Below are 26734 nucleotides of genomic sequence, written 5' to 3' on the forward strand. Positions count from 1 at the left end.
ATGCACGCTAACTTACTCTCCATTTTTGGAAACAATACCTAATTTACCAGGGTTTGAGCCTTAACTGAACCGTATTGCCCTATAGGTTTGTAGTGAAAACTAAAGTCATCGCTACAAACCAATTTTTTAGCGATCGTTATATAAAACAGTTAGCCTCGCCGGCAATCTGCAAAATCTGCCTTAGCAGTTGTTCTACAATCAACCATTGTTAACCCAAAGATCCATCAAATCGGCGACGGTTTGCCTAGTCAATTATTGATTGGCTGTACGAGGCGGATATCAATAAAACTTAAGTCAAACTCAAACAAGTTTAACCATTCCAAATCATTCAAAGCATCAGCATTGATTATTAAATTATAAGCTCTACAAATTCTAGCAAAAAAAGGCAAAAAAAAATTAACTAGATCTTAACTTAGTGCTATGCTTTGGTATGATCTACAAGGAGTTCAACCAAAGACGTATAGCTAAATAGCAATCTACCAGTAGGTGATCGATGCAACCCGGTCTAACGAATCAGTTAAACAATGCTTTTACCCTTTTTCTCAGCTTGTTAGTAGAAGCAATACCTTTTCTGCTGCTCGGAGTTTTATTTTCAGGTTTGCTGCTGGGGTTTGTAGACGAACGCAAACTCGTATCGCGCATCCCGCGAAACCCGCTGCTGGCGGCTTTGATGGGCAGTTTGATCGGCTTTTTGTTTCCCGTGTGCGAGTGCGGTAACGTGCCCGTAGCCCGCAGGTTACTGATGCAGGGAGTGCCCGCACCAGCCGCGATCGGCTTTTTGCTTGCGGCCCCCACCATCAACCCCGTAGTAATTTGGGCTACTTGGACGGCATTTCGCGATCAGCCAGAAATTGTAGTTTTGCGGGTGGTATTTTCTCTGTCTATAGCCACAATTATCGGCTGGGTGTTCAGCGCCCAAAAAGACTTGCGGCCTCTGCTGCAAGCCTCTGTAGCCCGCGCGATTCCCCTGCCAAAACCAGAGTTTTCCGAAAAAGAACTCGTCCAAGCTAACACTCCGCTGCTGTTGCAGTCGGGAACATTTATGCTCGGTCAGCCGGGGGGGGTGGTGCCGATCGAATCTTTGCTACAAGACGACTGGAAGCCATTAAAAACAGGCAAAACAGAAAAAACATCGAAACGTTCCTCAATGTTTCACCGCGTTTCTAAAGAGCGTCTGCGCCTGCTTTTAGATACTATGGTACAGGAGTTGCGCGAATTGGGAGGAGTGTTGGTAATCGGAAGTGCGATCGCAGCCATCATTCAAGTTGGCGCCCCCCGCGAACTAATTCTCAACCTCGGCCAAGGCCCCGTTTCCTCGATTATAGCCATGCTGCTATTAGCAGCAGTCGTATCGATTTGTTCTACAGTAGATGCCTTTTTTGCCCTGTCTTTTGCCTCCACATTTACCAGCGGTTCGCTGTTAGCATTTCTCGTTTTCGGCCCGATGATTGACCTCAAAGGTATCGGTTTAATGCTGTCAATTTTTAAAGGTAGAGCCGTAGTTTACTTAATTGTATTGGCAGCTCAGTTAACCTTTTTAATGACCCTCGCTGTTAACTTGCATTTAGGTTAATAAGTTAGCTAAAACCGACAACTAATACCATTTTTGATTTGCGCTTTTCTTCACTTACCTTGCTCCTCGACACGGAAGTCACGAATATACAGATAGGTGTTTTTTCTTTGCCATCTTCCCTATTCCTTCTTCCTTCCCAATCACTCTTAAAAAATGAATTTAAAAAAAATTAGCCCCTTGCTCGACGCCCTAGCTATCTTAGGCTGGGGAATATTGCTCCTCAAATATTGGATCACCGGCCAATTAAGCATTCTCATTCACCCCAATTACTTTGGCTTGACTCTAGCAGGAGGAATCGCCTTATTGGTTATTGGCGGTTTAAAAACTTGGGAACTCTTAAAACTCGATCGCACCACAAAGCAATCGCGGACATCAACAGCAAATAACTCTCTCAGAATCACAGAAGTTGAACACGTTACTTTGTTTCCCCCCAGTATCGGCAGCACCTTAATGTTGGGCGTCGCATTAATAGGTTTACTAACAACGCCACGCACATTTACCAGCCAGACAGCATTAGAACGAGGCCTCACCGAATCCCTGCCCATCACCAGACTGCAACCCCAAGAATTTCGCAATACTACAAAACCCGAACAGCGATCGCTCGTCGAATGGGTGCGGCTGTTAAATTTCAACCCCGAACCGGATACATACAGAGGTCAAAAAGTCAAAGTTCAAGGATTTGTAATTCACCCCCCCAACATAGCAGAACAATATATGTGGATCGGGCGTTTTATCATTACTTGCTGCGCGGCAGACGCCTATCCGATAGGGTTACCAGTAAAATTACCTATCGGTCAAAGCCGCGCCACCTTTGCGCCAGACATTTGGCTAGAAATAGAAGGAGAAACGCTCGTAGAAGAACTGCAAGGCAAGCGCAAATTAATCATTCAAGCATCCTCCCTCAAACCAATTCCCCAGCCCAAAAACCCGTATGATTATTGATGTGGAGTAAGTATGAGATTAAATTGTACTTTTATTGCAAGATGGACACTCCAGGCCCTTCCTCCGTATACAAATTAAGATACTGTACAGTCAGCTATAAAAGTGGCAACACCATCCTCTAGGAGTTGCCAAAAACAAATTCAGCAACTACACTCGTCATTAAGTAAATAAATTCTGAGTATATGTCATCAGGAAAAAAATTAGCTATCAAAGGTGCAGCCTGGACGATCGTCAGCTATGGAAGCAGTCAAATTATCCGATTTGGCAGCAACTTAATTTTGACGCGCCTGCTTTTGCCAGAACTATTTGGTCTGGTAGGTCTAGCCTACGTTTTCATCATAGGGATCAACTTATTTTCAGACATAGGTCTAGGCCCAAGCATCATCCAGAATAAGCGCGGGGAAGATCCTCTATTTCTCAACACCGCGTGGACAATGCAAGTCATTCGCAGCTTTTTCGTTTGGATTTGTTTGATTATAATTACCCAGCCTGTTGCGAGTTTTTATGGAGAGCCCCGTCTCCTGTGGTTGATTCCACTAATAGGTATAAATTCTTTAATAGGAGGCTTTAAATCCACTGCCACAGCCAGCCTAGAACGCCAAATGGCAGTGAAGGAAGTAGTAATTTTTGAGTTGGGTCAACAGATTGTTTCTACAACAGTGATGATTGTCTGGGCCTGGTTCGATCCCAGCATCTGGGCGATCGTTGCAGGCGGCTTTACTGGAGCTTTAATAGAGGTAGTATGGAGCCATTTTTTGATTCCCGGCAAGTCAAACCGCTTTGCTTGGGATAAAGAAGCAGCTAAAGAAATATTTTCTTATGGCAAATGGATATTTTTGTCTACGGCTTTGTTTTTCTTGTGTTCTCAAGCCGATAGACTCATCCTTGGGAAAATCTTTACTTTAACAATGTTGGGTATTTATGGCATAGCTTTTACTCTCGGCGATATGCCGCGCCAAATAATTATCGCCATTAGCAGCAGGGTGATTTTTCCCTCGATTTCTATGCTGGCAGAGTTACCCCGGGAGGAGTTGCGTGCGAAGATACTTAAGAACCGCAAGCTAATTCTAATACCATTAGCCGTAGGTTTAGCAATTTTTGTGAGCTTCGGAGATCAGTTAATTTTAATACTTTATCCGAAAGAGTATGTGGCGGCATCTTGGATGATGCCAATCTTGGCTTTAGGTATCTGGCACACCACCCTGCACAATATGATGGGTTCTTGTCTGCTAGCCGTAGGAAAGTCTCAGTACCAAGCTATGGGCAATCTGCTGACTTTTGTGAATCTATGTATAAGTATACCGTTGGCATACCACTTAAAAGGTAATTTAGGTGCCGTGATTGCTATAGCTCTCGGCGACCTTCCTACCTATGCAGTAATTAGCTACGGTTTGTGGAAAGAAGGACTAACTTGTTTTTTGCAGGATATTCAATTAACAGGGCTGTTTGTAGGGGTGCTGCTCATTATAATTTGGGGTAGAGTGGCTTTTGGTTTGGAGCTGCCGATAGATAAAATATCACCGATGGATTTAATCCCAATTAATCAACTGTTTCAGTAAACAAAAAGGAGTATCCGCTCAATAATCCGGGGTAAATCGCTCAACGATTCACCTCAAATGACGCAAAATCGTTTTTGAGTGGGTAGTCCGCCCCGAATTAGTGAGCGGATACAAAAAGGACATTGTATGTTATGCTATCATAAAATATAATCAGCAAAGTAGGGCTATTTATTTTTTTACAAATAGGGCTATTGCGAGAAATATCTCGCGTTGCCACGAGGCATACTAAAATGATATTTTACCATAAAAGAAGTGGCATCATAAATTTATTCAAAGAAAACGAACAGCCGGAAAAAACGCCAAAAAGTTTGCTGGGCTGTAGCAGACATTACATCAGTTAAATAATCTAAAGATACAGAAAAATCCAGAGCAGAAATAGAGAGACTCAGGTACACAATCAAGGTAAACGCATCTTAACTGGAACCCAAAATATGCTACAGTTAAATCGGACTAATTTTCTATGTAGTTTGTGGTAGCTTATTGGTGCTATCAATGGCAAGAGGTTTTAGTAAAACTGTAACTTCGCAACAAAAACAAATAGATTCATTGCCTGAGCGTGAATATTGTAACTGCCAGTTTTTTAGAAAATTTTGTCACCTTGAACGACTTAAGAATAGAAAGAAGTAAAGAAGATTTGCTCAAATATATTATCGCGATTACGATTCTAGCTATCATCAGCGGTGCAGACGGATGGGTGACAATAGAAGCCTATGGTAACGCCAAAGATGAATGGTTAAAAAGCTTTCTAGAATTACCGAATGGTATACCATCTCATGACAGGTTTAGTCGAGTATTTTCTCGAATTGAACCGCCAATACTCCGGACAGTTTTTATATGGCCCAAGGGCTTATGCTCGGTTGACTTTGAGCCACTGTGGATAATTAAATCAATGTCAGCTCCACCCCTGACTTACATTTAATTCGACTTTTTTATGCTCCTGGCCCCGCGTAAGCTTGTAGTCTCGTTCCAAAAACTGTCCGGAGTATTGAAAAATCTAAAATCTAAAACAGTCCTGGACGCAACTGGCACAATGGTAGTGCGATCGACGGTCGTCAATACCTCTGTCGATCGAGCAATTTTAAGCCATTACGCACTGTACAAGCTAAAATTTAAAATCTAAAATCAGTATACTTCGTTGCAGCCCTTTCGCCTGGTAAAAAAAAACGGGTTTCTGGGGGCCGGGAGTGCATCTAGGACTGTAAAATTTAAGAGGGAAAATTTGGTAGTTAATTTTCAGCAGAAATAGGAGAGAAAGATTTGTGAGTATTTTTAACAAAAAAATTAATCCTTCACCCTTCGCTATTCTGCCATTCAAACAGCCGATCGACCGCACGGCCATCTTCCTCATGCTAGTGCTGAGCGTCTTAATCGGACTGCTGCTGCTGAGCGGCGATCGCACAGCACCCAGAGTGCGAGAATTTACCTGGGAAAATAAACAAATCGGCGCCGAAGATACCGGCTTTATCCTCACCTTCTTTCGGCCGATGAACCAGTCCACCGTCGAGGAAAACTTAAAGCTAGAACCCCCCCTCCCCGGTAAATTTAGTTGGGCTGGAAGACGCATGGCTTACACCCTCAAAGATCCAGCACCCTACGGCGTTACCTACACAGTCAAACTCGCCGGAGCAACCGACAAGTATTTCGGAGAAAACAACCAAAAAAAAGGAACGCCAATGCAACCGTTTAGCAGTTCCTTTCGCAGCCGCGATCGAGCTTTTGCTTACATCGGTGTCCAAGGCGAAACAGAAAGCAGATTAATGCTAGTCAATCTCACCAGCAGCGACTCGAAACCGATACCGCTGACTCCCAAAGATTTAGTCGTTACCGATTTTAAACCGTATCCTGACAGCGATCGCATTTTATTCTCCGCCACAGATCGATCAATCGCCCGTACTCGCGGCACTCTAAATCAAGAACTATTCACAGTCACCACCGGCCTCAACCCCCAATCGGGCTCAGGAACTCAACAAAAATACCCAGCCGGTAGAATCGACAAAATCTTAGACTCCAAAGATTACCAAAACCTCAAATTCGACCTCTCAGCCGACGGAAAAATCATAGTTGTCCAGCGCGTCAACCGCAGCAATCCCGGCGATTTCAGTCCTTGGATTGTGGAAGAAAAAGTGCCGCCCCGACCGTTGGAAAATGAACAAGGCGGAGATTTTATGATTCGCCCCGATAGCAAATCGATGGTAATATCTCAAAAACAAGGATTAGCGATCGTCCCCCTCAAACCGGAAGCAGACCCAGTAGAATTTTTGCCAAAATACGAACAAGTATTGGGTATGGCCCGCGACAACTCTGCCGCCGCCTATGTTAAATACAACAGCGACTTTACTCGATCGCTTTTCATCTTAGATAACCAAGGTGTAGAACAAGAAATATTGCGTATTCCCGGCAGCATTATGGCCGTTTATTTCGACCCCCGCAAAAACCAAGACAACCAAGTTCAGCGTCTTTACTGTTTGTTAGCCCAACGCCTCAAAACAGAAAGCTACAAAGAACAGCCTTTCATCGCCACCATCGACCTCAAAAAAGAGGGTACTCGTTTGGTAGGAACCATCAAACCGCTGCTGATTTTGCCCAACCAATTAGATACCCAAATCAGTTTATCTCCCGACGGGCTGGCATTAATTTTCGACCAATCAGTCACAGCAGCAACTCCCTCAGTAGCAGACAGTCCCCGCAACGATAGTGGACAGTCGATCGCCACCAGTCGCCTCTGGCTGCTACCCTTAGTAGAAATATCGGCAGACGGTTCTCCCGCAAAACTACAGCCAGAAGAACTTCCCTTTGCCGGCTATCACCCCCGGTGGCTCCCCTAAATCGATTTTAGATTTTAGATTTTAGATTGACCGATATTGGTAAATATCAATAGGTTAAGGTGCGCCCCTAAACACTAAGCGTTGAAATATGCGCGGTGCACAGCCTACTTTTACTAAATTGATTTGAAATTTGAAATTTGAGATTTTTGATTTGAAATTGAGTTGATACTAAGCCATACTGGTAAATATTACAAACTTTTGAAACGAACTCAGCAGCCTGCAATTTCACATCTCAAACCTCAAACCTAAAATCTAAAATTCTCATGACTCCCGAAGAAATTAGCAATACCCTTAAAGACTTATTTGGTGACAGTGTTGAGATGCCTGCTGCCACTTCTTGGCAAGTAGAAACGCCCAATTTTCGCCTGTTAGTCCTCCTTTCTGAAGACGGGAGTTGGCTGCGGATTTTGCTGCCGATCGCCGATGCCCAGGAAGCTCAACCATTTCTTGATAAACTGCTAGAAGCTAACTTTGACACCACACTCGAAACTCGCTACGCCTTACATCAAAACGTTTTGTGGGGAGTATTTCAGCACAGTTGTGCCACACTCGCGGCCGCAGATTTCTCGGCCGCCGTCGCCCGAGTGCTGGCTTTGCAAGAGCGAGGTTTGTCCGACTTTTTCGGCGGTTTAATAGAAAGCCGCATCCGTCAAATCATCAAAGCTGCGAAGGCGCAGGGACAGTCTGTGGAAACTACCCTTCAGACTTTAGACCGTTTCTACGCAGAGGGATTGATGGGTGAAATGGAACTAGGGCGAGAGTCTCGCGAAAACACTCTCGCGGCTTGGCGGTATCAGCTAGAACGCCTTTGGCCGGAGGTGGAACCCTAAGACGATTGGAGATTGCAGATTGCAAAAAACTTATGACTATCTAGGTTCGGAAGTTGCCTAAAGTTGCATTTCTTTTGACTGGTATAGGGACTGCGGCTGACGGTTAGGATGTTCTTAATTCCACAAACCCTTGCGGAACATTGCTTCTTCCTTCTCTCCTAGATAACTAAAGCCTTCCATCCGTTACATTCGGTTACATCCGAAGAAAGCGAATCGGTTGCCGAACTTTCTTTGGCCTGGGCCCTAGTCTTGACAATTGGAGGCTGCAAGCCCCTTGGACGATGGCTAATCCGAACCCTCGAACCCTCGAAGGAGGCCCGTATATTCACTTATAACCTACTCGCGGTTCTCCAATTCCCTTCTATCACTAGAACAATGGTATAATTTATCACAATAATGCGTTATAAATATTAAACATTTTACGAAAACACGCGATCGCAGGTATATCATGGTAAAAAGTTTACAGCAGAGTTCAGTAAGTTCCACAAAAGCTTCGATCGTTTAATATTGACTTAGAAACAAAATCTTTAGCAGACAATGCTACTGCGATCGGGTTTTCCCATCGGGTGCTGTTGTAATTTCACAAATTAGCAACTACCCGCTACAAATTACCCGTTACGAATTAATAGCAACTTAAGTTGTTCATGAATACAATTTTTAACAGGGGTTTCATCTATGTTTGCTGTGCGTGAGATTAGCTCGGAGTTATCAGTGTTGCATATAGCTGAAATTTGTACTTGGAACATCTCCTTAGAATCAACTCTCCTAGACCTGCCACTCTACAACTGCCAAATTGAATTAACTCAACAGGCAAAAGAAGTAGCCCAGGCTTTTGAACAAAATTCCATGCTTCCCGGCGTCATTTTGACAGAGGGGGGTAATTTTGTTGGCATAATATCCAGGCGTCTATTTTTTGAAAAAGTTAACCGCCGCTACGGATTAGAAATGTTTTTCAAGCGACCCATAGAGGTATTGTACAAGTTTTCCAAGCCAGAACCGCTGGTACTTCCCGGCAGTAAATTAATAGTAGAAGCCGCCCAGGAATCGCTTTACAGGTCAGGAGAATTAATTTACGAACCCGTAGTAGTGGAAATAGCCCCTCAGACCTACAAGCTGTTAGACGTACACCAATTAATGGTCGCTCAATCAAGAATCCACCAATTAACAAATAAGTTACTCCACAAACAAACCCAAGCCAAACTCATCCAAACAGAAAAAATGGCGAGTTTGGGGAGGATTGTAGCAGAAGTAGCCCACGAAATCAGAAATCCGCTGAACTGTATTTGGGGAAATTTAACTTTTCTGCTGTCCTATTTTGAACACTTGCTCCAGCTAATGTCGCTTTATGAAGAAGAATATTCGGCACCGTGTGCCCGAATTGATGCCCTTAAAAAAGAAATTGAATTTGATTTTTTACAAGAAGATTTGCCGATCACCTTAGAAGGGATGGAGTTGGGAGCCTCGCAATTGCTAAAAATAGTTAACGGGCTGCACCACTTCTCTCACATGGACGAGACAAAACCAGCCGAGACAGACATTCACGAATGCATGGAGATGACGCTGTTAATTTTGAAAAACCGCTTTAAAAACAGCATAGAAGTGGTTAAAAATTACGGCGAACTGCCGCTAGTTAGTGGCTACTCCGGTCAGTTGAGTCAGGTGTTTTTGAATTTGTTAGTTAATGCTCTAGACGCCCTGACAGAGTACGCAGCCGATCGAGAAATACACACCCCGTGCGGGGACAACTGGCAGCCCCAAATCGAAATTACCACTAAAGTTATAGAAACCGAACACGGCAAGAGGGCCGCAATTTGCATTGCTGATAACGGGCCCGGCATTGCCCCAGAAAATCACAAGCAGATATTTGAAACCTTTTTTACCACTAAACCAGCAGGCAAAGGCACCGGTATGGGGCTGGCTATCTGCAATCAAATCGTCACAGAAAAGCACGGCGGCCAACTGAGAATGCGATCGCAACCAGGTAAGAACACTGAATTTGAAATTCTCCTGCCTATAGTTGGCACAACATGATTAACTCAAGAATATTCTCGGTAGTTCGCTCCTGCGGTGAAATGATAGGGTAGCTTAGTAGTAGGTTCTCATTTCACTTTCCCAGCGTTTCGGCAACTAAAAGTTCCAGTGGCAAATAAATTCAGTTCCAAACTCCTTGGCCCTTCACTCTCCGAAGGCAGCCATCAAGACCTTTCCCTAGAGTCTACCCTCTGGGATTTGCCCCTGTATGACTTTCAGGTTAAATCGAGCTGCTTGGCCGTGGCTGTTGCCGAAATGTTTGAACAGCATCCCCTAGTGCCGGGAGTCGTCTTGATGGAAGCAGGAGAGTTTGCGGGCATGATATCCCGCAGGCAACTGCTGGAATATTTGCTCAAACCCCAAGGCCCCGAGCTATTTTTGCACCTGCCGCTAAAAGTTCTCTACAGTTACGCTCGCGTCGAAATATTATTAGTCCCAGAGAGTACAACCATTTTGGCAGCAGCCCCACAAGCTCTGCGTCGATCGCCCGAATTGCAGGCAGAACCGATCGTCGTCCAAATAGACTCCCAATCTTACCGACTCTTAGACCCTAACGCACTAAACATCGCGTACTGGCAAATTCGTGGCATCGAAACTCAAGTCCGCTACGAAAGAGCCCAAACTCAAATGATTCAAAGCGAAAAAATGGCTAGTTTAGGGCGTTTAGTCAACGGAGTAGCCCACGAAATTTTAGATCCGGTAGGCTTTATCTGGGGGAATTTAACCTACGTCACCGACTACAGCAAAAACTTGATGGAGTTGCTCTCAGCTTACGACGCATACTGTACTGACCCCCCACCGGAAATAGCACGGCTCAAGGAAGAGATAGACTATGACTTTTTGCAAAACGATTTCCTCCGAACTGTTGCCAGCATTAAAGCCGGAGCCGAACGGTTGAGCAAGTTGGCAAGCAGTTTGCAAAACTTCTGCCACATCGACGATATTTATCCCAAACCCACCGACTTGCACGCCAACATAGACAGCATACTTTTGCTGCTCAAAAGTCGTTTGACTAGGGAAATCCAAGTAGTAAAAAACTACGGCTACCTGCCACCAGTGCCATGCTATGCAGGACAGCTAAACCAAGTATTTATGAATATCTTGACCAATTCTATTCATACGTTAATTAACGAAGCAGTCGGTCAAGAATTGGCCAAAGAGTTTAAAGGTGGAGGACTCAAAGACTTCGATCGCCAGCCTAAAATTGAAATCACCACTCAAGTCTGCTGTCCCGAACCTGCGCCGGATTTAGACAAACTTCATGTTCGCTGGGTGTCGATTTGCATATCAGATAACGGGCCAGGAATGTCACCTAGCAAGTACAAAAAAATCATTGAATCATTCTCTACGGAAAAACGCGCCCTCAAAGAAACCAGTTTAGCAGTTAGCTATCAAATTGTGACGGGCAAACACGGCGGTGCGTTCAGAATGCGATCGGAGTTAGGCAGAGGCACTGAATTTGAAATTTTGTTACCCTTAGCTTAAAGAAGGAAGAGGGAAGTTCGGCAACGGATTCTGTAACAGATGTAACGGATGTAACGGATGTAACGGATCTCAGGAAGAAGGAAGAGGGAAGAAGTTACAGTGTATTCCTGATTTATGAAGTATAGGACACGGCAATGCCGTCTCCCTACCCATTATCTGTACTGCACTCAACAGTCAACAGTCAACAGTCAACCATTCTCTAATTGACTGCCGCACATTTTACAAAATCTAGCATTAGCATCGTGTACAGACCAACCGCAACCTTTACAAACAGCTTCTCCGTGATTAGCACTTTTAACTAAGTGTTTAATCAAATCCCCCAATTGCCAAGGAATTAGAGCAATTCCCGTCAAAATCATCAAAATAGTCAGAAAACGACCCGATTCCGAAATCGGAGTAACATCGCCAAATCCCACGGTGGTCATGGTGACAACCGAGAAATAAACAGCATCCAAAAAAGTTCCAAAACTTTCGGGATTAGCCGGATGTTCGACTTGATAAATTAAACCAGAATAAACAAAAATTATTGCCAGCAAAGTAAACAAAATCCGAGCAAAAATCACCCCATCTTCGCTGCTGATGCGGAAAATAGAAATTTTTAATTCCAGAAAGCGGATGAGTCGGAGAATTCTAAACCAGCGGAAAATTCGGATAAAACTAACGTTGACAAATCCCAGTAAAAATGGTAATATTGCCAGCAAATCAATAATTGAAAAAAAACTAAAAATAAATTTAACTCGATTTTCGGCACACCATAGTCGCAATAAATACTCAAACACAAAAACAACTAAAAGCGCTGTATCGAGAGTTTGCAAATTAATTCTAACAGTTTCCGAAATCGGGTAAGTTTCGGCGATGAAGCTGGTCGAAGATAAGAGAATTAGTCCGGTAAGAGTTAAATTGACGGTTCTGCCAATTGGGGTTTCGATGTCTTCGAGATAAAATCCAATTTGCGATCGGGTTAACATAGATGAGATAATTAATACCATTTATGAGGTAAGGGAATTATCGCATATGAGTATCGAATTAACTAAGGGTGAAAGGTTCAATCTTTCTAAAGAAACTCCTAATTTCAGTAAAATTGCGATCGCCCTGGGGTGGCAAGTCAGCCAGACAGCCCAAAACTGCGACATTGACGCATCAGTTTTTATGTTAGCGGCGGACGGTCGCATTCCCAAGGAAAAGTATTTTGTATTTTACAACAATCTGACCTCGCCGGACGGTTCGGTGCGACATTCGGGAGACAGCAGGAATGGACAAATTGAGGGAGATGATGAGACGGTTTATCTGGATTTGAGTAAAATCAATTCGGCGATTCAGGAAATTGTGTTTGTGGTGACTATTCACGACGGACAGGAAAAAAATCAAAGTTTTAGTCAAGTTGAAAATGCTTTTATCCGGCTTTACAATTCAGAGACTCTTAGCGAATTGGTTCGGTACAATTTAAATCAGATATTTTCGCAAGAAACGGCTTTAGAATTTGGACGGTTGTATAAGAAGAATGGCGAATGGAGGTTTCAGCCGGTAGGACAGGGATATAATGCCGGGTTGCAAAGTTTTGTAGATAAGTATTATGTTGAAAATGCGGTTGAGAAGGGCGCGAATGCTGGTGAGAAGGTTGATGATGCTGAGGTTTTGAGGCGGTTTAGCGATCGGGTGGATCGGTTATTGCGCGAAGAGGCGATCGAGGAGACACCGATTCCAGTATCTAGCGAAGCGGTAGAACAGCCGGCTGCTACTCCTGTGAATGCCGATACTGTGGAATCGGAGGAAGAGGCAAAAATTGATGATTCTGCACTAGAAAATCTGGAACCAGCTATCAGTGCTGAGGAATTTTTGAAACGGTATAATCAGAGAGAACGAGATTTTACTGGAGTTAATCTAGCAGGAGTAAATCTGAGCAGAAGAGTCCTGAGTCAGGTCAACTTGAGTAGGGCTAATCTAAGCGGTGCAGAACTTTCTGAAACAAACTTATACGCTTCTAACCTGAGTGAGGCAAATTTATGTGATGCAAACCTTCACCAAGCCAATCTCAGCTCAGCAAACTTAGGTAAAACACAATTACTCAATGCAAATTTAAGTGAAGTAAATCTGTCTAATTCAAACCTAAGTGAAGCTAATCTGAGTGGGGTAAATCTCAGTAAAGTTCATTTGTTATTAGGGACAAACTTCAGCAGAACCAACCTCAGTAAAGCAAACTTAACAGGGTTGAATTTAAAGGAATCAAAATTGATGAATGCTGATTTGAGTAATGCAAACCTAAATGATACTAACCTATTAATGGCCAACCTTGAAGGGGCAAACCTTGAAGGAGCAAAACTTCAGCAAGCCCTTTACAACACACAGACTGTCTTCCCCCGAGGCTTTGACCCTGTTAAAGCAGGTGCTTGCTTAATTGCTCCTAATGTTTCACTGAAAGAAGCAAACCTAGCTCGTCGTAACTTGAGTTATGTCAACCTGAGTGAAGCTAACTTGAGTGGTGCAAATCTAACTAAGGCAAATTTGCAGGGTGCAAAACTCCTGCAAGCTAATTTGAATAAAACCAACTTAAGCGAAGCAAATCTGAATAGTGCCAACTTAACGGCGGCAAACCTGATAGGAGCAAACCTGATGCAGGCAAATTTAGGATCTGCTAACCTAACTGCCGCAGACTTGAGTGGAGCGAATTTGAAAAATACAGAAACAAGTGGGGCAAATTTTAGTGGTGCTAATCTGAGCAAAGTTAATCTGGTTAGTGGAACTCTTCAATGTAATGTCAGCGGAGCAATATTAACTGAAGGAAATCTCTGTGGGGCTAACCTTCGTTATGGTAATTTTACTGAAGCCAACTTAACTTCGGCAGACTTGCGCGGGGCAGATTTGGATAATACAAACCTAGAAAAAGCCAACCTAAAGGGAGCGAACCTAAGTGGGGTGGTAAATCTGGAAAAGGCCAAACTCGCAGGTGCAATTATGCCAGATGGCACAATTCACGAATGAATTCGATCGCAAATATTAAACAGCAAGATGGACAATGTATTTGTGTCACTTTAACCGAAAGTCCGCCAGGGAATGAATTCCCTGGCTAATAGCACAAGTCCTCTGAAGAGGACTAAAGAGGACTAATAAGTTCTTCAGTCCTCTTCAGAGGACTTAAGCTATGAGGCAGGGGTTTAAACCCCTGCCGGACTGAGGGAAATAGCGTTAAATTGACACCAATGGTGTGCATCGCCCTCCATAAAAATAAAGTATGATGAGGATTAAAGATCAAATACATAGATTTTCGATGAATGAATCCGACACAGAAATCATAGAATCTACCATTAGATGGATGACGGAGTTTGTCGAGCTACCGCATCCAGTTTTCAGCGATTTACCGATTTGTCCCTTCAGTAAAAAAGCACGCTTGGCTAATCAAATTTTATTCAAAATCGAGCGGTTTTCTGCGCTGACTGAGTTCGATCGCGATTCTGCCATAATGAAATCCATTTATGAATTTTACAATTCGGAATTTGAAATCATGGTAGTAATTAATCCCGAAAAAACAGCAATTAGTGCGCCAGAAACTAAAGAATTGATAGACAAACTCAATAATCAGATTTCAGAATTGGGCTTGCTGGCTTTTCACATCCATCCCGAAGAAGATTTTAATATTGACGGGCTTCATACTAGGAGGATGCCGTATCCGGGCTTCACCGTTCAAGTAAATTCTAAGCTGAAGCCAGCTTCCGATGCTTTAGAGAAAACTGAATATTACAAAAATTGGACTGCCGAACAACTAAAATATTTCGGGATTCCGAGAAATTGACGATCGCCCGCCCTCCCCGCGCATCTCTGTGCCATTACAATAAACTCAGCAAAAAATCTTTACACATAAGAACTCATGCAGCTTAAGTCAACAACCCGCCATATTCGCATATACACCGCCATCCTCGAAGATAACGAACTCGTACCCAGCAACGACCTTTTGACCCTCGACATTGACCCAGATAACGAACTTAACTGGAACGACGAGTCAGTCAAACAGGTATATGCCAAATTCGACCAACTCGTAGACGCATACGAGGGCGAAGACTTGACCGAGTACAACCTCCGCCGTATCGGTTCGGAGTTGGAACACTTGGTACGATCGCTCTTACAAAAAGGCCAAATCAGCTATAACCTCAACAGCCGCGCTGTCAACTACAGCATGGGCTTGCCTCAAGTTGATGCCAAAATTCACCTGTAAGGGCGATCGGGCGATCGGCATTTATGTCAACTTAAGATTGAAACCCATAATAAATGTCGCTTGTAGCTGAGTTTCGATCCCTCCTACTTCTCTTAATCAGGGGAGTACGGGGGGAAAAGGGGGTTCTGTTTTGTCTCTCGCTTTGGGGATTTAGACTTGGATACAGAGGAAAGGTGGAGATGGGGAGAATTGGGAAAATCTGCTTTTATTCTTCTTCCTGCTTGTTTCTGACTCCTGACTCCTGACTCCCGGCTTCTTCCTTCTTCCGACTGCGATCGGACTTCTCCCCCGCCTCCCCAGCATCAACCGGAGAATTTGGAACGCGATCGCGTTCCAAAAACTGTTTAACTGCAAGTTGGCGGTTGGTCATAAACTGACCCCAAGCGCCGGGAAACAGCCCATCCAAGGTTTCCACCAGCGCCCAAACCTCAAGATTCATCACTTTGTAATAAAAACTGTGAGAATGTTGAATGCTAGTGAGTATTTCGTCTATTTCAACAGCAGGCGGCAGCTTCGGATCGGGCAAATTCTTGGGAAAGGCGCTGGGCTCATGTGGGGGCATGGTTAAATACTCAACAGCTTGCAGAGGCCGGTCAGTCGATTTTAGATTTTAGATTTTAGATGGACTCCACAGATGAATCTGGGGGCTTGAACTAATATCTAATTTTTTTTGCTCTCCACGACTCCTGTCGGGGGCTTGCGTCCCTCAGTAGATGTGAGATGTGAGATTGTCGATTTTATACTTTAGATGGACTCCACAGATGAATCTGCGGGCTGGAACTAATATCTAATTTTTTTTGCTGTCCACGATTCGTGTCGGGGGCTGGCATCCGTCAGTCGATTTTAGATTTTAGATTTTAGATTGACTCGACAGATGAATCTGCGGGCTTGTATCCGTCTTTGGGTAGGGTTAAATTTAACTTCTGTTGCGAAACTAGGGTGCGAGGCACAGATGACCCTTCGCGAGAAAACCGACAATTGATATTTATTTATACCTGTCGGCTCAGGTGATTTCTACCTAGCAGCATCATACCATTATAGTTAGTCTAAAATTTCAATTCCCTTGAGTGCTGCGATTTCTTCGGAAATGGCCACTATCAGGAATATGCTGAAAACAGCGTGATTTCAAGCCGAGGACTTGGGCCTCGCGCGATCGTCTAACTCTGAAAGCTCCTAGCAAAATTCATCGGCGGGTTAACAAAATGGTAGACTATTTGTGTCAGTACAAGACATTAAAACCTACCCCTGGACTGGGGGAAAGTCACGCCTAAAACATTGTCAGGAGATATCACTACGCACACAACAGTGGAAACGTGGTGAGCCCGGGAACCTGAAAAATCAGGATATTAGGACTGCGAAGTCTTAAGAATCTCCGTCTGTTGAGAAAGCGGGGGTGTCAAATAATCGCCACGTATCAACCCGTCGAGGTTCAATCGCTAAAATAGTTCAGATCAGCACGCTTGCCCAAAGGCGTCAGGAACCCTTATGCAAAACTCTGTGGCAAAACACTACTTATGGGCTTTAGGTGAAGGGATCAAAGGGTGTAAGCCAGGCGATCTGATCGCTGGTCGCTACTTGGTCAAGCGCGATCGACTTCTTGTCGATACTCAACCCGAGCACTTGCCGGAACTGCCCGATGAGATTCCGAGTGTTGTCACTCCTTATCTGAGACTGTTTGCCTATCAGTTGCACGTACCTCAAGTATACGGCCTAGTATCGTCCAAGATGAGCAAGCTATCGGGAGATATCTGGCTGCTGGAAAACGGGCCTATTTTGAAGGTGACGGAATCTTTAATGCCGGAATTGGTAGACTCCTGGAAAGGAGCTGCAGCGATGCGCCAGCTCAATTGGCTGTGGCAAATGGCCCAGTTGTGGCAGCCGTGTATCGCTCAGGGCGTGGCTTCGACGCTGCTGACTCCCGAACTGCTACGGGTGGAAGGGCAATTGGTGCGGTTTCTGGAATTGCAGCCCGATCGCAAACCGCCTCATTTGTCGCAGTTGGGCAAATTGTGGCAGCAGTGGCTCGAAGATGCTCACCCAACTATTGCCAATTTTTTGAGGCAACTTTGCCAGCAAATGGTTGCCGGCCAAGTGCGCCACGGCGAACAACTGATGGGCCAGTTGGATAAAGCTTTGGCAAAATGTGGCAAATTGTACGATCGTCACGTTGAAATTGCCACGGGCACGGATGTAGGCAGATCCCGCGCTCACAACGAAGATGCTTGCTATCCGCCCAGCGGTACGCTGTTCGCAGGAAAGCCGGGTGCGGAAGCTTGCGCGATCGTCTGCGACGGTATCGGTGGACAAGACGGCGGCGAAGTCGCTTCGGAAGAAGCAATTGGTGTGCTGCGCGACAAGTTGCAGCAAATGCCCCTACATCAAGCTAATTGGGACCCGTTGAGCCTGACTTCCAAGCTGGAACGGGCGGCTTGTGCTGCTAACGACAAGATAGCCAGTCGCAACGACAGCGAACACCGCCAAGGCCGGCAGCGGATGGGAACTACCCTAGTTATGGGTTTAGCCCACATTCACGAACTCTACGTCGCCCACGTCGGAGACAGTCGGGCTTACTGGATTACCCGCACCGGCTGCTATCAAGTTACTCTCGATGATAATGTGGCTTGCCGCGAGGTGCGTTTGGGCTACTCTCTCTACCGGGATGCTTTGGAACAAGTAGCCGCCGGAGCTCTGATTCAAGCTTTGGGCATTACTTCGTCCAACACTTTGCACCCGACTGTGCAGCGTTTTCCGGTGGATGAAGACTGCGTTTTGCTGCTGTGTTCCGACGGTTTGAGTGATAAAGACCGGGTTGAGGAATGTTGGGAAGCGGAGATTTTGCCAATTCTCGACGGTAGCATTAATTTGGGTAAGGCGCGCGATCGACTGATTGATATTGCTAATACTAGAAACGGTCACGATAACGTCACTGTTGCTTTAATTCACTGTCAAGCACATTTGAGGGAAGAAGGCAATACTTTTACAGAACTGTCTGTCGCACCTTTAGATACGCCGATCGAACTAATTTCCGACAGCGAGGATTTGCCAACGGATTTGAATGGGCCGACAAGCCATGGCGATGGGAATTCTGAAGGAAAAACGCAGTTGTTACAGCCGGAAAAAAGCAAAAGTTTATTTTCGCTGCTGCTGAAAATTTTATTTTTATTAGGATTAGGGGGTGTATTTGCTTATTTTTTCATCCCTCCGGTGGGTCGCGCGATCGATACTGCCGGGGAGTCGATTTTCGGGAAACGGGGTTTAATTAATGCTGGAAGGACGCCGGAGAAAACAGTTGAATCTGTAGCTTCTCCTGTCCAATCTTTAGAAACAGGATCGTTTATAGAGATTAAAAGTTCTGCGGCTGGGGAAGTGGGAAAAGAGGGCGATCGCTTGGATTTGCGAGGCGCAATCGGTGAGTTGACTGTCAAAGGAACAGTCCCAGCCGGCAGCGTTTTGCAGGTGACAAACAAACAGCTTACGCCTCAAGGCAATTGGCTAGAATTGAAAGTTTGTTCGCTTCCTGAAATAGTGCGATCGAACTCTCTGAAACCCGAGTCAAATAAAGATTTTTCTACAGTTTCAAAACCGACACTGAATCCATCTCCCGCTGTGGCAACTCCCTCCCCTTCCCCGGCAGTTAAGCCAACAGTTGAAGTAGAAAGCGCCAAGCTGCAACCGGGGGAAATCGGATGGATTCAAGAACAAGCTGCTGTTTCTAAAGTAGTCTCTAACCTAGCTTTTAACCCTACTAAAAAGGGGAAATGCGTTGATGCTGACTCAAATCCCAATGCTAATTAAACTGTTAATGCTAGATTTTGCCGAGGGGATTTGAGTAAGTTTGAGAAAAAGGAAGATACATCTTGCTAAAGATAGAGGAATTTAAGGCAGACAGAGACTTCAATTGAAATCGGAGTCCAGCGAGCCGAAGATTTATCAACTTCTTGATGCGAGATCGAACTATGACGAAAATCACAGACTATTTCCAAGGAGTTTATGCCGTAAATCTGCCTGAGAGGAAAGATCGACGCCAGCTCATAGTCCAGGAATTAGAAGAAGCAGGAATGCCCCTCATGCCTCATAAGGTTGAGATATTTCCCGCAATCCGCCCCGACGAAGCTGGAGGTTTCCCCAGCATTGGGGCGAGGGGATGCTTTTCCAGTCATGTAGCTATCCTCAAGCATGCAAAACAGCAGGGGTTGAGCAATATCCTGATTGTAGAAGACGACCTAGAAATTTCACCAAAGTTAAGAGCACACCAAGCTGTTATCGTCGAACAACTGTGTCAGCAAGATTGGGATTTCGTCTACTTCGGACACGTCGAAGAGGTTGAAAAAAAGTCTCCTGTCGCCCTCGTGCCCTTTTCTGAGGGCGTAATGACCACTCATTTTTACGCTGTAAATGGCAGGATTTTCGATCGCCTCCTGCGGTTTCTGGAAGAACTGCAACAGCGACCTCCGGGACATCCCGACGGCGGCCCGATGCACCTCGACGGAGCTTATTCTACTTTCCGAGCTCAAAATCCTGATGTTGTCACCTTGATTGCTTCTCCAAACCTGGGGTGGCAAAGGAGTTCTCGTAGCGACATCTCTCCTAATGCCTGGTTTGACCGTGTACCTGGGGTCTGGCAATTGGCAGGCGCAGCAAGAACAACCAAAACATGGCTGAAGCGTAGCCTTTCTACTTAATTGAGTTCGAGTTTAAAATAGTTTACTCAGCTCGAATCTGTGAGCACAATTGTCCGGAAAATAATTAATACCAAATCCGGGTTTATTACTCCTTTGATGAAGGAGGGGGTTGAAACCTTTTAACCTCAAACTATACAAATAAAGTATGCCGCAGTTTACGCGACACGACCTAGGCTCGGACAGAGTAAGAGATCCAGGAAATATTTATGCCGGATTTGGTATCAGCATACAGCACTTCCTGGTGTTATGAGGTACAATAAGAATAGATTAAAAAAATACACCAATGAAAGCATATTCAGTAGATTTGCGAAAAAAAATAGTAGCAGCCCATCAAGAGCAGAAGCTGTCGATCCGAAAAACAGCAGAAATATTTGCCGTAAGTAAAAGCTTAGTTCAAAAGCTTGTCAAGCAACAAAAAATCGAGGGAAATTTACAGCCGAAACCTAGGGGTAAACCGAGATACAGTTATTTGAATAATGCGTCAACAGAATTAAGAGAAATAGTGGCAGCCCATCCCGATGCAACCTTAGTAGAGTTGTGTGAGTTATTTGCCCATAAGACGGGAAATTGGGTGGGTAGAACCGCCATGTGTAGAGCGTTACAGAAGTTGGGATTAAATCGAAAAAAAAAACAGTCAGGAGTAGCCAAGCAGGGACAGAAAGAGTCATGAAGCTAAGGCTAGAGTATTGGGAAAAAGTCAAGAATCTCGAAGTAAAAAATCTAGTATTTTTAGATGAAACTGGAGTATTGCTAGGTTTAAGCCGAACTCATGCACGTTCCCCACTAGGAACTAGAGCCTATGCGGTTAAACCTTTTTACCGAGGCAAAAAAGTCACAGTAATTGGTGCAATTAGTCTCAAGCGAGTAGTGGCACTCATGACAATGGATAACTCGATGGATGGCAAAGCATTTGAGGTATTTATTGAAAAATGTTTAGCGCCACAATTGTGGTCGGGAGCAGTAGTAGTGATGGATAATTTACCCGCGCATAAACTAGCTTCAATTGAGCCTATGATTAAAGCTGTGGGTGCTTCTATCTTGTGTTTGTCCCCATACTCTCCTGATTTTAATCCAATTGAATTATGGTGGTCACAGCTCAAATCTTTATTGCGACAGTTTTCACCAACCACCACTAAAATGGTTGACACCATAATTGCTGTAGCTCTTGATTTAATGAATCCGAAACATCTCAAAAACTGGTTTACTAATTGCTGCTACTGTACCTCATAACACCCGGAATTGCTGTATTTGATATGATGCTTGATTGCTAACCTAATTTCTTAGATACCTCTGCAAGTTTAGTCACCATTTGTGAGACGGCTTTGTCAACTGCCGCGCTCAAAAGTGACTCTTCATTGCTGCTGCCAGAATTGCCGCTGACACCTCTGACAGAAATATTAGAATCGCTTTGATCGGCTTCTCCTACTGCTTTGGCAGTGGCAAGAATATCTCCCGAAGCTGTACCGATTAACCGCACATCTATTTGAACGGTAGCTTTGGTTTTTTGTGAACCAGCGCCGATTCCCATGAAACTGCCGCCGCCGGATTGTTTGTCGATATTAAACTTGGTAATGGTGCCGATGAGCACGGCGTCAACTCCTAATTGTTTGCCAATTTCGGCTGCTGTGCCGGCATCCATCGCACCGCTGCGGTTTTGCTGTTTGAGCACTTGTTCGAGTTTGCTGCGATCGACTACTGTATAAGTGCCGTTGTTGACGAGTTCGTTGATTAGCAGTTCGCTGATGCCTTTGGCGGCGCCGACTCCCCGGTAGGAAGTGTAATAGCTGTTGGTGGTGCCGTAGTCGAAGTCCATGACGACGAGGCGCTTTTTGGCGGTAGCTTGGGCGAGTTGGGTTGCGGGCTCGGTGGTGGCTGGCGTGGCGATCGCATTGACTGAAACGCCTGCTAGCATTAGGGTAACGAGGGAAATGCTGGTTAAGCGAGATATGGTGGTTGTTTTCATAAAGCTTACCTCACAGTTGTTTTGTGCCGACTCTAGGATACTTTACGGAACAGCCCGATGTCAGGGCTGGGGGTGAGGATGTTGAAATTGGCGGTTTTTAGTGTTTTTTGACTTTGCAACAGGCTTAATTTTTGTTAATTAACTGCAGAGGACGCAGAGAACTCAGAGAAACAGAGGAAGAGTTTAATCAAGCTTTCAATGCTTTATAGGGATTTAAGGGTTTTCCTGCCAAAAAATCTAATATCTCTGTACTCTAACGTGGGCACAAACCGCACAGCCATCCAAAATTCCAGTTACGCCCCAGATTCCATAAAACCCATCAACCAATTAGCCATCGTCGCCCTGCGAGTCTGTCTCGGCCCAAATTCCCCAATTTTATAGCCTTTAAAGCCCAATTTTTCCTTCAGCAACTGCTTGTTTTCTGGAGGGGTCGATCGAGTCAATTTCACTGTCGCGGGCCTAGAATCGATAAAATCGGGCGGTTCCGGGTACTCTTGCCGCCACTCGGCTGCAACACCTGCACTGTTCCACTTGCCAGTCTCGGCATCGCAGCGGTAGCCGAGATAGTGCCAAACTAATCGGTTGACAGCAGCATCGTCTATCTCTTCGTTGAGGATAGCCCAAATAATTTCGTTATTCAGCGGTGGTAATTCAGACATGAGCGCGATCGAATCGGAAATAAAAAAAGTTTAACTCAGATTAAATAATATTATCAGAAACGGGCAAGATGCCCGTTCCACAAAAAATCATAGGAATTTGTTTGTGGGGTGGACACGCCAGCCCGCCCAAAATGCCACACCCCAAAAAATTAATTATTCAAAATTCCGTCTTTCTCGGCCATAGACAGCATTAAGTCAATCACGCGACTAGAATAACCCCACTCGTTGTCGTACCAGGAAACCACTTTGAAAAACTTAGAATTCAGTTCAATTCCCGCACCTGCATCGAAAATGCTCGATCGCGCGTCGCCCTGAAAATCTGTCGAAACCACTGCATCCTCAGTATATCCAAGAATGTTTTTGAGTTCGCCCTCTGAAGCTTTTTTCATTGCCTCGCAAATTTCTTTATAGCTAGTTTCCTTCGCCGTTTTGAAAGTAAGGTCAACTACAGACACGTCGGGAGTTGGCACGCGCAAAGCCATTCCCGTCAATTTTCCTTTCAATTCTGGCAAAACCAAAGTAACAGCTTTTGCTGCACCGGTCGAAGATGGAATAATATTTTGAGCCGCACCGCGTCCTCCCCGCCAATCTTTTTGGCTGGGGCCGTCTACAGTTGGTTGAGTAGCTGTCATTGCATGAACTGTAGTCATTAAACCTTCTTCCAAACCGAAGTTATCGTTGATAACTTTGGCAATTGGTGCTAAACAATTTGTCGTACAGCTAGCATTAGAAACAACCGTATCTTTTGTCGGGTCAAATTTGTGGTGGTTGACGCCGACTAGAAAAGTTGGAACTTTTTCCGGGTCTTTTGTCGGTGCTGAAAGTATTACTCGTTTTGCTCCCGCCGTCAAGTGTTTTGATGCGCCTTCAAAATCTGTAAACAATCCGGTAGATTCTACAACATAATCTGCGCCGGATTTACCCCAGGGCAATTCGGCAGGATTTCTAATCGCTGTACAGGGGATAAAATTTCCGTCAACGACAATCCCGTCTGGTTTGCTTTCAACTTCGCCGTCGTAAATGCCGTGGGTGGAGTCGTATTTGAAAAGATAAGCCAGGTTTTCTGGCGAAACTAAGTCGTTAATGCCGACAAATTGGATGTTGGGGTTTTTGATGCCGGCACGCATGACTAGCCGTCCGATGCGACCAAATCCGTTGATGCCAACTTTTAATGCAGCCATGTTTAAACTCCTCTTGAAAATCTCGCTAGTCGATCGGGCGATCGCCTGTTGTGGCTTAGAATTTACCACGCTAACGGATTTTGGCAACTGATTCTTTTCTATCTCTTAAGAATTCTGAATTCTGCCCCGGCTGGGAAGGGCAATTAATCCTGAAATGACCGCTGACTAATGGCTAATGGCTGCTTTTTGTCAAATTGTAAAAGTGCTATAATAGACAGAAATTATTTTCAAAATTGCCTTTTTAAAATCAGGCTAAAGTAATAATAAAAAACTTATCCACAAGCCGAAACGGATTGGCCTTATCACCAGTGGCGATTGTCGGAACCAAAGCCTAGGATTAAAGTCGCAGATACGCGCAAGGACACGGCATTGCCGTGTCCCTAAACATATGGTGTAGAATCTATGTCTAGCTCAATTTTTCCGCATTGGTATAATCACCAATAACTAATGACTACCCGACGCACCTAGTAATTAGCAATTCCACCGCATCTGAAATAAAACACGACCCACCAAATTTATTGAGCACGGGTCTAATGTTTTCTGCAACTGCTGAAACTTGAGCTGGGGAACAAAAAGCAAGCACATAAATGTTATCCAGCGCCGTCATTGATGAATCACGGGAAACGTGATCCCTAGTGCTTTTTCCAGCGACATCACGAATCACCGAATAACCGGGTACGCCTGCTTTATCTAAACCGTCTAAAATCTTGCCGAGTTCTACTGAGTGGGCTATGATTTCTACTCTTTTGACTGACTCCATCATCTCACCTCCAAAACATATTGATTCCGTATAGATACAGGGGAATGCCTACAATGATATTAAATGGAAATGTCACTGCTAAGGCAGTTGAAATGTAAAGACTTGGATTCGCTTCGGGAACAGTTAGGCGCATGGCTGCTGGTACTGCTATATAAGAAGCACTCGCGCACAATACGGCAAACAGCAAAGTGTCTCCCTGCGGCATTCCGATTAATTTGGCTATTACCAAAGCAATTACTGCATTGACTATCGGAATTAGGATTGCAAAGCCGATCAGAAAAATTCCTGCTTCTTGCAAATCTTTAATTCTGCTAGCGGCAACCAGCCCCATGTCTAGCAAGAAAAAAGTCAGAACTCCGTAAAACAAGTCTTGAGTAAACGGACTCATAACTTCCCAACCATGTTCTCCTGTCAGTACGCCCATAATTAGGCTGCCAATCAGCAGAAAAACTGAACTGTTTAGGAATGCTTCTTGCAACACTTCGGGCCAAACTATTTCGCGTTTTCCTTCTTCCCCGCCAAATATACTGACTAGAATCAGACCAACTATAATTGCTGGGGATTCCATTAATGCTAGCGCGGCTACCATATAACCGTCAAAGTCGATCCCCTGTGCTGTGAGGAAGGAGGTTGCGGTGATAAATGTGACGGCGCTGATGGAACCGTAGGTGGCTGCGATCGCCGCGGCATTGTAAGAGTCGAGTTTGATCCTCAGTATGAAAAAAGTATAAATTGGTACTAGCATTGACATCAGCATCGCTGCCAAAATTGTCAGGGCGATTTGCTGGTCAATTCCGCTTTTGGACAGTTCGACGCCACCTTTAAATCCGATCGCAAACAGCAGGTACAGCGAAAACAGTTTGGGGATGGGCGCTGGAATTTCTAAATCAGATTTGAGAAAAATTGCCAGCATTCCCATGAAAAAAGCTAATATTGGGGGATTTAAGATATTTGACGATACTAAACTCAAATCCACGATCGGTCACTCCCTTTTCTTGCGTTTTTAATATTACTTCCCCAGTAATTGTTGCACGAGAATGGATCAATAGACCGATCGAAGTTTTGACACCGAAGCTTGATTACGCTAAATACCCCCCAATACGGCAAAGGTACACAGTACGCACCGTACAACGAGTAAGGTGTGCACTGTGCACCTGCAGGCTAATTATTGTTGTTTAACTAAGCAACTGCCAAATAAGACTCTAGGGCTTCGGAACCACCGATCAACTTGCCGTCGATAAATACTTGCGGCACAGTTGTAGCCCCAGTCATAGCCCGGAGCGATTTGGTTGTGATCTCCCGGCCCAAGACAATTTCTTCATAATCCAAGCCCTTTTGACTCAGCATTCCCTTAGCCTTAGCGCAGAAGGGACAGCCCATTTTTGTAAACAGTGAAACTAGCTTCGGCTTGGTTGCTGCGGAGTTGATGTAGTTGAGCATCGTCTCGGCATCGGACACTTTGAAAGGGTCGCCCGGTTCCTCTGGCTCAATAAACATTTTTTCAACCACGCCATCTTTTACCAGCATCGAATAACGCCAAGACCGCTTCCCAAAGCCTAAATCTGTTTTGTCTACCAGCATTCCCATGCCTTGGGTAAATTCGCCGTTACCGTCGGGAATTAACGTCAGATTGTCTGATTCTTGGTTTTTTGCCCATTCGTTCATCACAAAGGTGTCGTTGACGGAAATACAAACGATATCATCTACGCCATTTTCTTTGAAAACTTTGGCCAATTCGTTGTAACCGGGGAGGTGCGTTGACGAACAAGTGGGAGTAAAAGCTCCCGGCAGCGAGAAGACTACTACGGTTTTACCTGCAAATATATCATCCGTGGTGACATCCACCCACTCGGTGTCTTTGCGAGTGCGAAAGGTGACTTTGGGTACTCTTTGACCTTCTTGGTTCGTCAGCATGATTTTAAATTTTTGGGTACTTGGGTTCAATTCCTTTGCTTATTATAGCGTACTCATAACGAGTATGAGTTGTCAAGGGGAGGCGAGTTTTTTTCTCGGACTTGGGCGCGCGCGAGCTCAGCT

Annotated in this window: 23 protein-coding genes; 15 read left to right on the forward strand and 8 right to left on the reverse strand. The window is 44.8% G+C overall.

Going from position 1 to position 26734, the window contains the following annotated elements:
- Nucleotides 1–493 precede the first annotated feature (493 nt).
- The 8 genes from QUA57_RS01040 to QUA57_RS01075 all read left to right on the forward strand — a co-directional run bounded on the left by QUA57_RS01040 (nucleotide 494) and on the right by QUA57_RS01075 (nucleotide 11245).
- Nucleotides 494–1573 carry a permease gene (locus QUA57_RS01040; RefSeq protein WP_333059081.1) on the forward strand — a complete coding sequence of 360 codons (1080 nt, stop codon included), beginning with the start codon at nucleotides 494–496 and terminating at the stop codon, nucleotides 1571–1573.
- A 153-nt stretch (nucleotides 1574–1726) separates the two neighbouring features.
- On the forward strand, nucleotides 1727–2515 hold the full coding sequence (locus QUA57_RS01045) for a TIGR03943 family putative permease subunit (RefSeq protein ID WP_333059080.1): 789 nt from the start codon (nucleotides 1727–1729) through the stop codon (nucleotides 2513–2515).
- A 182-nt stretch (nucleotides 2516–2697) separates the two neighbouring features.
- Nucleotides 2698–4074 (forward strand): oligosaccharide flippase family protein, encoded by a 1377-nt coding sequence (locus QUA57_RS01050; protein ID WP_333034722.1) that lies wholly within the window; start codon nucleotides 2698–2700, stop codon nucleotides 4072–4074.
- Between the two features lie 556 nt (nucleotides 4075–4630).
- Nucleotides 4631–4993, forward strand: a complete 363-nt coding sequence (locus QUA57_RS01055) for a transposase family protein (RefSeq protein ID WP_333059079.1) — start codon at nucleotides 4631–4633, stop codon at nucleotides 4991–4993.
- 340 nt (nucleotides 4994–5333) lie between these two features.
- Entirely contained in the window at nucleotides 5334–6899 is a 1566-nt protein-coding gene (locus QUA57_RS01060; RefSeq protein ID WP_333059078.1) for a hypothetical protein, read from the forward strand.
- A 263-nt stretch (nucleotides 6900–7162) separates the two neighbouring features.
- Complete coding sequence (locus tag QUA57_RS01065) at nucleotides 7163–7729, forward strand: hypothetical protein (RefSeq protein ID WP_333059077.1); 567 nt, start codon at nucleotides 7163–7165, stop codon at nucleotides 7727–7729.
- 675 nt (nucleotides 7730–8404) lie between these two features.
- Nucleotides 8405–9760: an ATP-binding protein gene (locus tag QUA57_RS01070; protein WP_333059076.1), complete on the forward strand. Its 1356-nt coding sequence runs from the start codon at nucleotides 8405–8407 to the stop codon at nucleotides 9758–9760.
- A 108-nt stretch (nucleotides 9761–9868) separates the two neighbouring features.
- Entirely contained in the window at nucleotides 9869–11245 is a 1377-nt protein-coding gene (locus tag QUA57_RS01075) for an ATP-binding protein (protein ID WP_333059075.1), read from the forward strand.
- 188 nt (nucleotides 11246–11433) lie between these two features.
- Here QUA57_RS01075 and QUA57_RS01080 read toward each other — a convergent pair whose 3' ends face one another.
- Complete coding sequence (locus tag QUA57_RS01080; protein WP_333034732.1) at nucleotides 11434–12234, reverse strand: ion transporter; 801 nt, start codon at nucleotides 12232–12234, stop codon at nucleotides 11434–11436.
- A 25-nt stretch (nucleotides 12235–12259) separates the two neighbouring features.
- Between QUA57_RS01080 and QUA57_RS01085 the strand changes: the two genes are divergently transcribed.
- The 3 genes from QUA57_RS01085 (at nucleotide 12260) to QUA57_RS01095 (ending at nucleotide 15452) form a co-directional block, all read left to right on the forward strand.
- Entirely contained in the window at nucleotides 12260–14224 is a 1965-nt protein-coding gene (locus QUA57_RS01085; protein WP_333059074.1) for a pentapeptide repeat-containing protein, read from the forward strand.
- A gap of 286 nt (nucleotides 14225–14510) precedes the next feature.
- Nucleotides 14511–15032, forward strand: a complete 522-nt coding sequence (locus QUA57_RS01090) for a hypothetical protein (protein ID WP_333059073.1) — start codon at nucleotides 14511–14513, stop codon at nucleotides 15030–15032.
- A 75-nt stretch (nucleotides 15033–15107) separates the two neighbouring features.
- Nucleotides 15108–15452 (forward strand): NAD(P)H-quinone oxidoreductase subunit M, encoded by a 345-nt coding sequence (locus QUA57_RS01095; protein WP_333034736.1) that lies wholly within the window; start codon nucleotides 15108–15110, stop codon nucleotides 15450–15452.
- 205 nt (nucleotides 15453–15657) lie between these two features.
- Here QUA57_RS01095 and QUA57_RS01100 read toward each other — a convergent pair whose 3' ends face one another.
- On the reverse strand, nucleotides 15658–16014 hold the full coding sequence (locus QUA57_RS01100; protein ID WP_333059072.1) for a hypothetical protein: 357 nt from the start codon (nucleotides 16012–16014) through the stop codon (nucleotides 15658–15660).
- A 923-nt stretch (nucleotides 16015–16937) separates the two neighbouring features.
- Between QUA57_RS01100 and QUA57_RS01105 the strand changes: the two genes are divergently transcribed.
- From QUA57_RS01105 to QUA57_RS01120, 4 genes are all read left to right on the forward strand, one after another.
- Nucleotides 16938–19247 (forward strand): protein phosphatase 2C domain-containing protein, encoded by a 2310-nt coding sequence (locus QUA57_RS01105; protein ID WP_333059071.1) that lies wholly within the window; start codon nucleotides 16938–16940, stop codon nucleotides 19245–19247.
- 161 nt (nucleotides 19248–19408) lie between these two features.
- Nucleotides 19409–20134, forward strand: a complete 726-nt coding sequence (locus tag QUA57_RS01110; protein ID WP_333059070.1) for a glycosyltransferase family 25 protein — start codon at nucleotides 19409–19411, stop codon at nucleotides 20132–20134.
- Nucleotides 20135–20417: 283 nt separating this feature from the next.
- Complete coding sequence (locus tag QUA57_RS01115) at nucleotides 20418–20804, forward strand: IS630 transposase-related protein (RefSeq protein ID WP_333059068.1); 387 nt, start codon at nucleotides 20418–20420, stop codon at nucleotides 20802–20804.
- A complete protein-coding gene (locus QUA57_RS01120) occupies nucleotides 20747–21364 on the forward strand; it encodes an IS630 family transposase (protein WP_333059085.1) in 618 nt (205 codons plus the stop codon). The genes QUA57_RS01115 and QUA57_RS01120 overlap by 58 nt, the downstream gene beginning before the upstream one ends.
- Nucleotides 21365–21401: 37 nt before the next feature.
- Here QUA57_RS01120 and QUA57_RS01125 read toward each other — a convergent pair whose 3' ends face one another.
- From QUA57_RS01125 to QUA57_RS01150, 6 genes are all read right to left on the reverse strand, one after another.
- Nucleotides 21402–22097: an LPS assembly lipoprotein LptE gene (locus QUA57_RS01125; protein WP_333059066.1), complete on the reverse strand. Its 696-nt coding sequence runs from the start codon at nucleotides 22095–22097 to the stop codon at nucleotides 21402–21404.
- 293 nt (nucleotides 22098–22390) lie between these two features.
- Complete coding sequence (locus QUA57_RS01130; protein ID WP_333059065.1) at nucleotides 22391–22756, reverse strand: DUF1823 family protein; 366 nt, start codon at nucleotides 22754–22756, stop codon at nucleotides 22391–22393.
- A 149-nt stretch (nucleotides 22757–22905) separates the two neighbouring features.
- Complete coding sequence (gene gap / locus QUA57_RS01135; protein WP_333059064.1) at nucleotides 22906–23937, reverse strand: type I glyceraldehyde-3-phosphate dehydrogenase; 1032 nt, start codon at nucleotides 23935–23937, stop codon at nucleotides 22906–22908.
- A 451-nt stretch (nucleotides 23938–24388) separates the two neighbouring features.
- Nucleotides 24389–24700, reverse strand: coding sequence for a P-II family nitrogen regulator (locus QUA57_RS01140; RefSeq protein ID WP_223300725.1), 312 nt, complete (start codon nucleotides 24698–24700; stop codon nucleotides 24389–24391).
- A gap of 1 nt (nucleotide 24701) precedes the next feature.
- Nucleotides 24702–25673, reverse strand: coding sequence for a sodium-dependent bicarbonate transport family permease (locus QUA57_RS01145; protein WP_333034751.1), 972 nt, complete (start codon nucleotides 25671–25673; stop codon nucleotides 24702–24704).
- A 203-nt stretch (nucleotides 25674–25876) separates the two neighbouring features.
- Nucleotides 25877–26611: a glutathione peroxidase gene (locus tag QUA57_RS01150; RefSeq protein ID WP_333059063.1), complete on the reverse strand. Its 735-nt coding sequence runs from the start codon at nucleotides 26609–26611 to the stop codon at nucleotides 25877–25879.
- Nucleotides 26612–26734: the final 123 nt, after the last annotated feature.

The organism is Microcoleus sp. Pol7_B2 (assembly GCF_036701035.1).
In the GTDB taxonomy this organism is placed as follows: domain Bacteria; phylum Cyanobacteriota; class Cyanobacteriia; order Cyanobacteriales; family Microcoleaceae; genus Microcoleus.

What these genes read in the sequence shown, in the direction of transcription:
- QUA57_RS01040 (WP_333059081.1), top strand. Translation starts at nt 494, where the DNA reads ATGCAACCCGGTCTAACGAATCAGTTAAACAATGCTTTTACCCTTTTT.
- QUA57_RS01045 (WP_333059080.1), top strand. Translation starts at nt 1,727, where the DNA reads ATGAATTTAAAAAAAATTAGCCCCTTGCTCGACGCCCTAGCTATCTTA.
- QUA57_RS01050 (WP_333034722.1), top strand. Translation starts at nt 2,698, where the DNA reads ATGTCATCAGGAAAAAAATTAGCTATCAAAGGTGCAGCCTGGACGATC.
- QUA57_RS01065 (WP_333059077.1), top strand. Translation starts at nt 7,163, where the DNA reads ATGACTCCCGAAGAAATTAGCAATACCCTTAAAGACTTATTTGGTGAC.
- QUA57_RS01070 (WP_333059076.1), top strand. Translation starts at nt 8,405, where the DNA reads ATGTTTGCTGTGCGTGAGATTAGCTCGGAGTTATCAGTGTTGCATATA.
- QUA57_RS01080 (WP_333034732.1), bottom strand. Translation starts at nt 12,234, where the DNA reads ATGGTATTAATTATCTCATCTATGTTAACCCGATCGCAAATTGGATTT.
- QUA57_RS01085 (WP_333059074.1), top strand. Translation starts at nt 12,260, where the DNA reads ATGAGTATCGAATTAACTAAGGGTGAAAGGTTCAATCTTTCTAAAGAA.
- QUA57_RS01090 (WP_333059073.1), top strand. Translation starts at nt 14,511, where the DNA reads ATGAATGAATCCGACACAGAAATCATAGAATCTACCATTAGATGGATG.
- QUA57_RS01095 (WP_333034736.1), top strand. Translation starts at nt 15,108, where the DNA reads ATGCAGCTTAAGTCAACAACCCGCCATATTCGCATATACACCGCCATC.
- QUA57_RS01100 (WP_333059072.1), bottom strand. Translation starts at nt 16,014, where the DNA reads ATGCCCCCACATGAGCCCAGCGCCTTTCCCAAGAATTTGCCCGATCCG.
- QUA57_RS01105 (WP_333059071.1), top strand. Translation starts at nt 16,938, where the DNA reads ATGCAAAACTCTGTGGCAAAACACTACTTATGGGCTTTAGGTGAAGGG.
- QUA57_RS01110 (WP_333059070.1), top strand. Translation starts at nt 19,409, where the DNA reads ATGACGAAAATCACAGACTATTTCCAAGGAGTTTATGCCGTAAATCTG.
- QUA57_RS01115 (WP_333059068.1), top strand. Translation starts at nt 20,418, where the DNA reads ATGAAAGCATATTCAGTAGATTTGCGAAAAAAAATAGTAGCAGCCCAT.
- QUA57_RS01125 (WP_333059066.1), bottom strand. Translation starts at nt 22,097, where the DNA reads ATGAAAACAACCACCATATCTCGCTTAACCAGCATTTCCCTCGTTACC.
- QUA57_RS01130 (WP_333059065.1), bottom strand. Translation starts at nt 22,756, where the DNA reads ATGTCTGAATTACCACCGCTGAATAACGAAATTATTTGGGCTATCCTC.
- gap (WP_333059064.1), bottom strand. Translation starts at nt 23,937, where the DNA reads ATGGCTGCATTAAAAGTTGGCATCAACGGATTTGGTCGCATCGGACGG.
- QUA57_RS01140 (WP_223300725.1), bottom strand. Translation starts at nt 24,700, where the DNA reads ATGATGGAGTCAGTCAAAAGAGTAGAAATCATAGCCCACTCAGTAGAA.
- QUA57_RS01150 (WP_333059063.1), bottom strand. Translation starts at nt 26,611, where the DNA reads ATGCTGACGAACCAAGAAGGTCAAAGAGTACCCAAAGTCACCTTTCGC.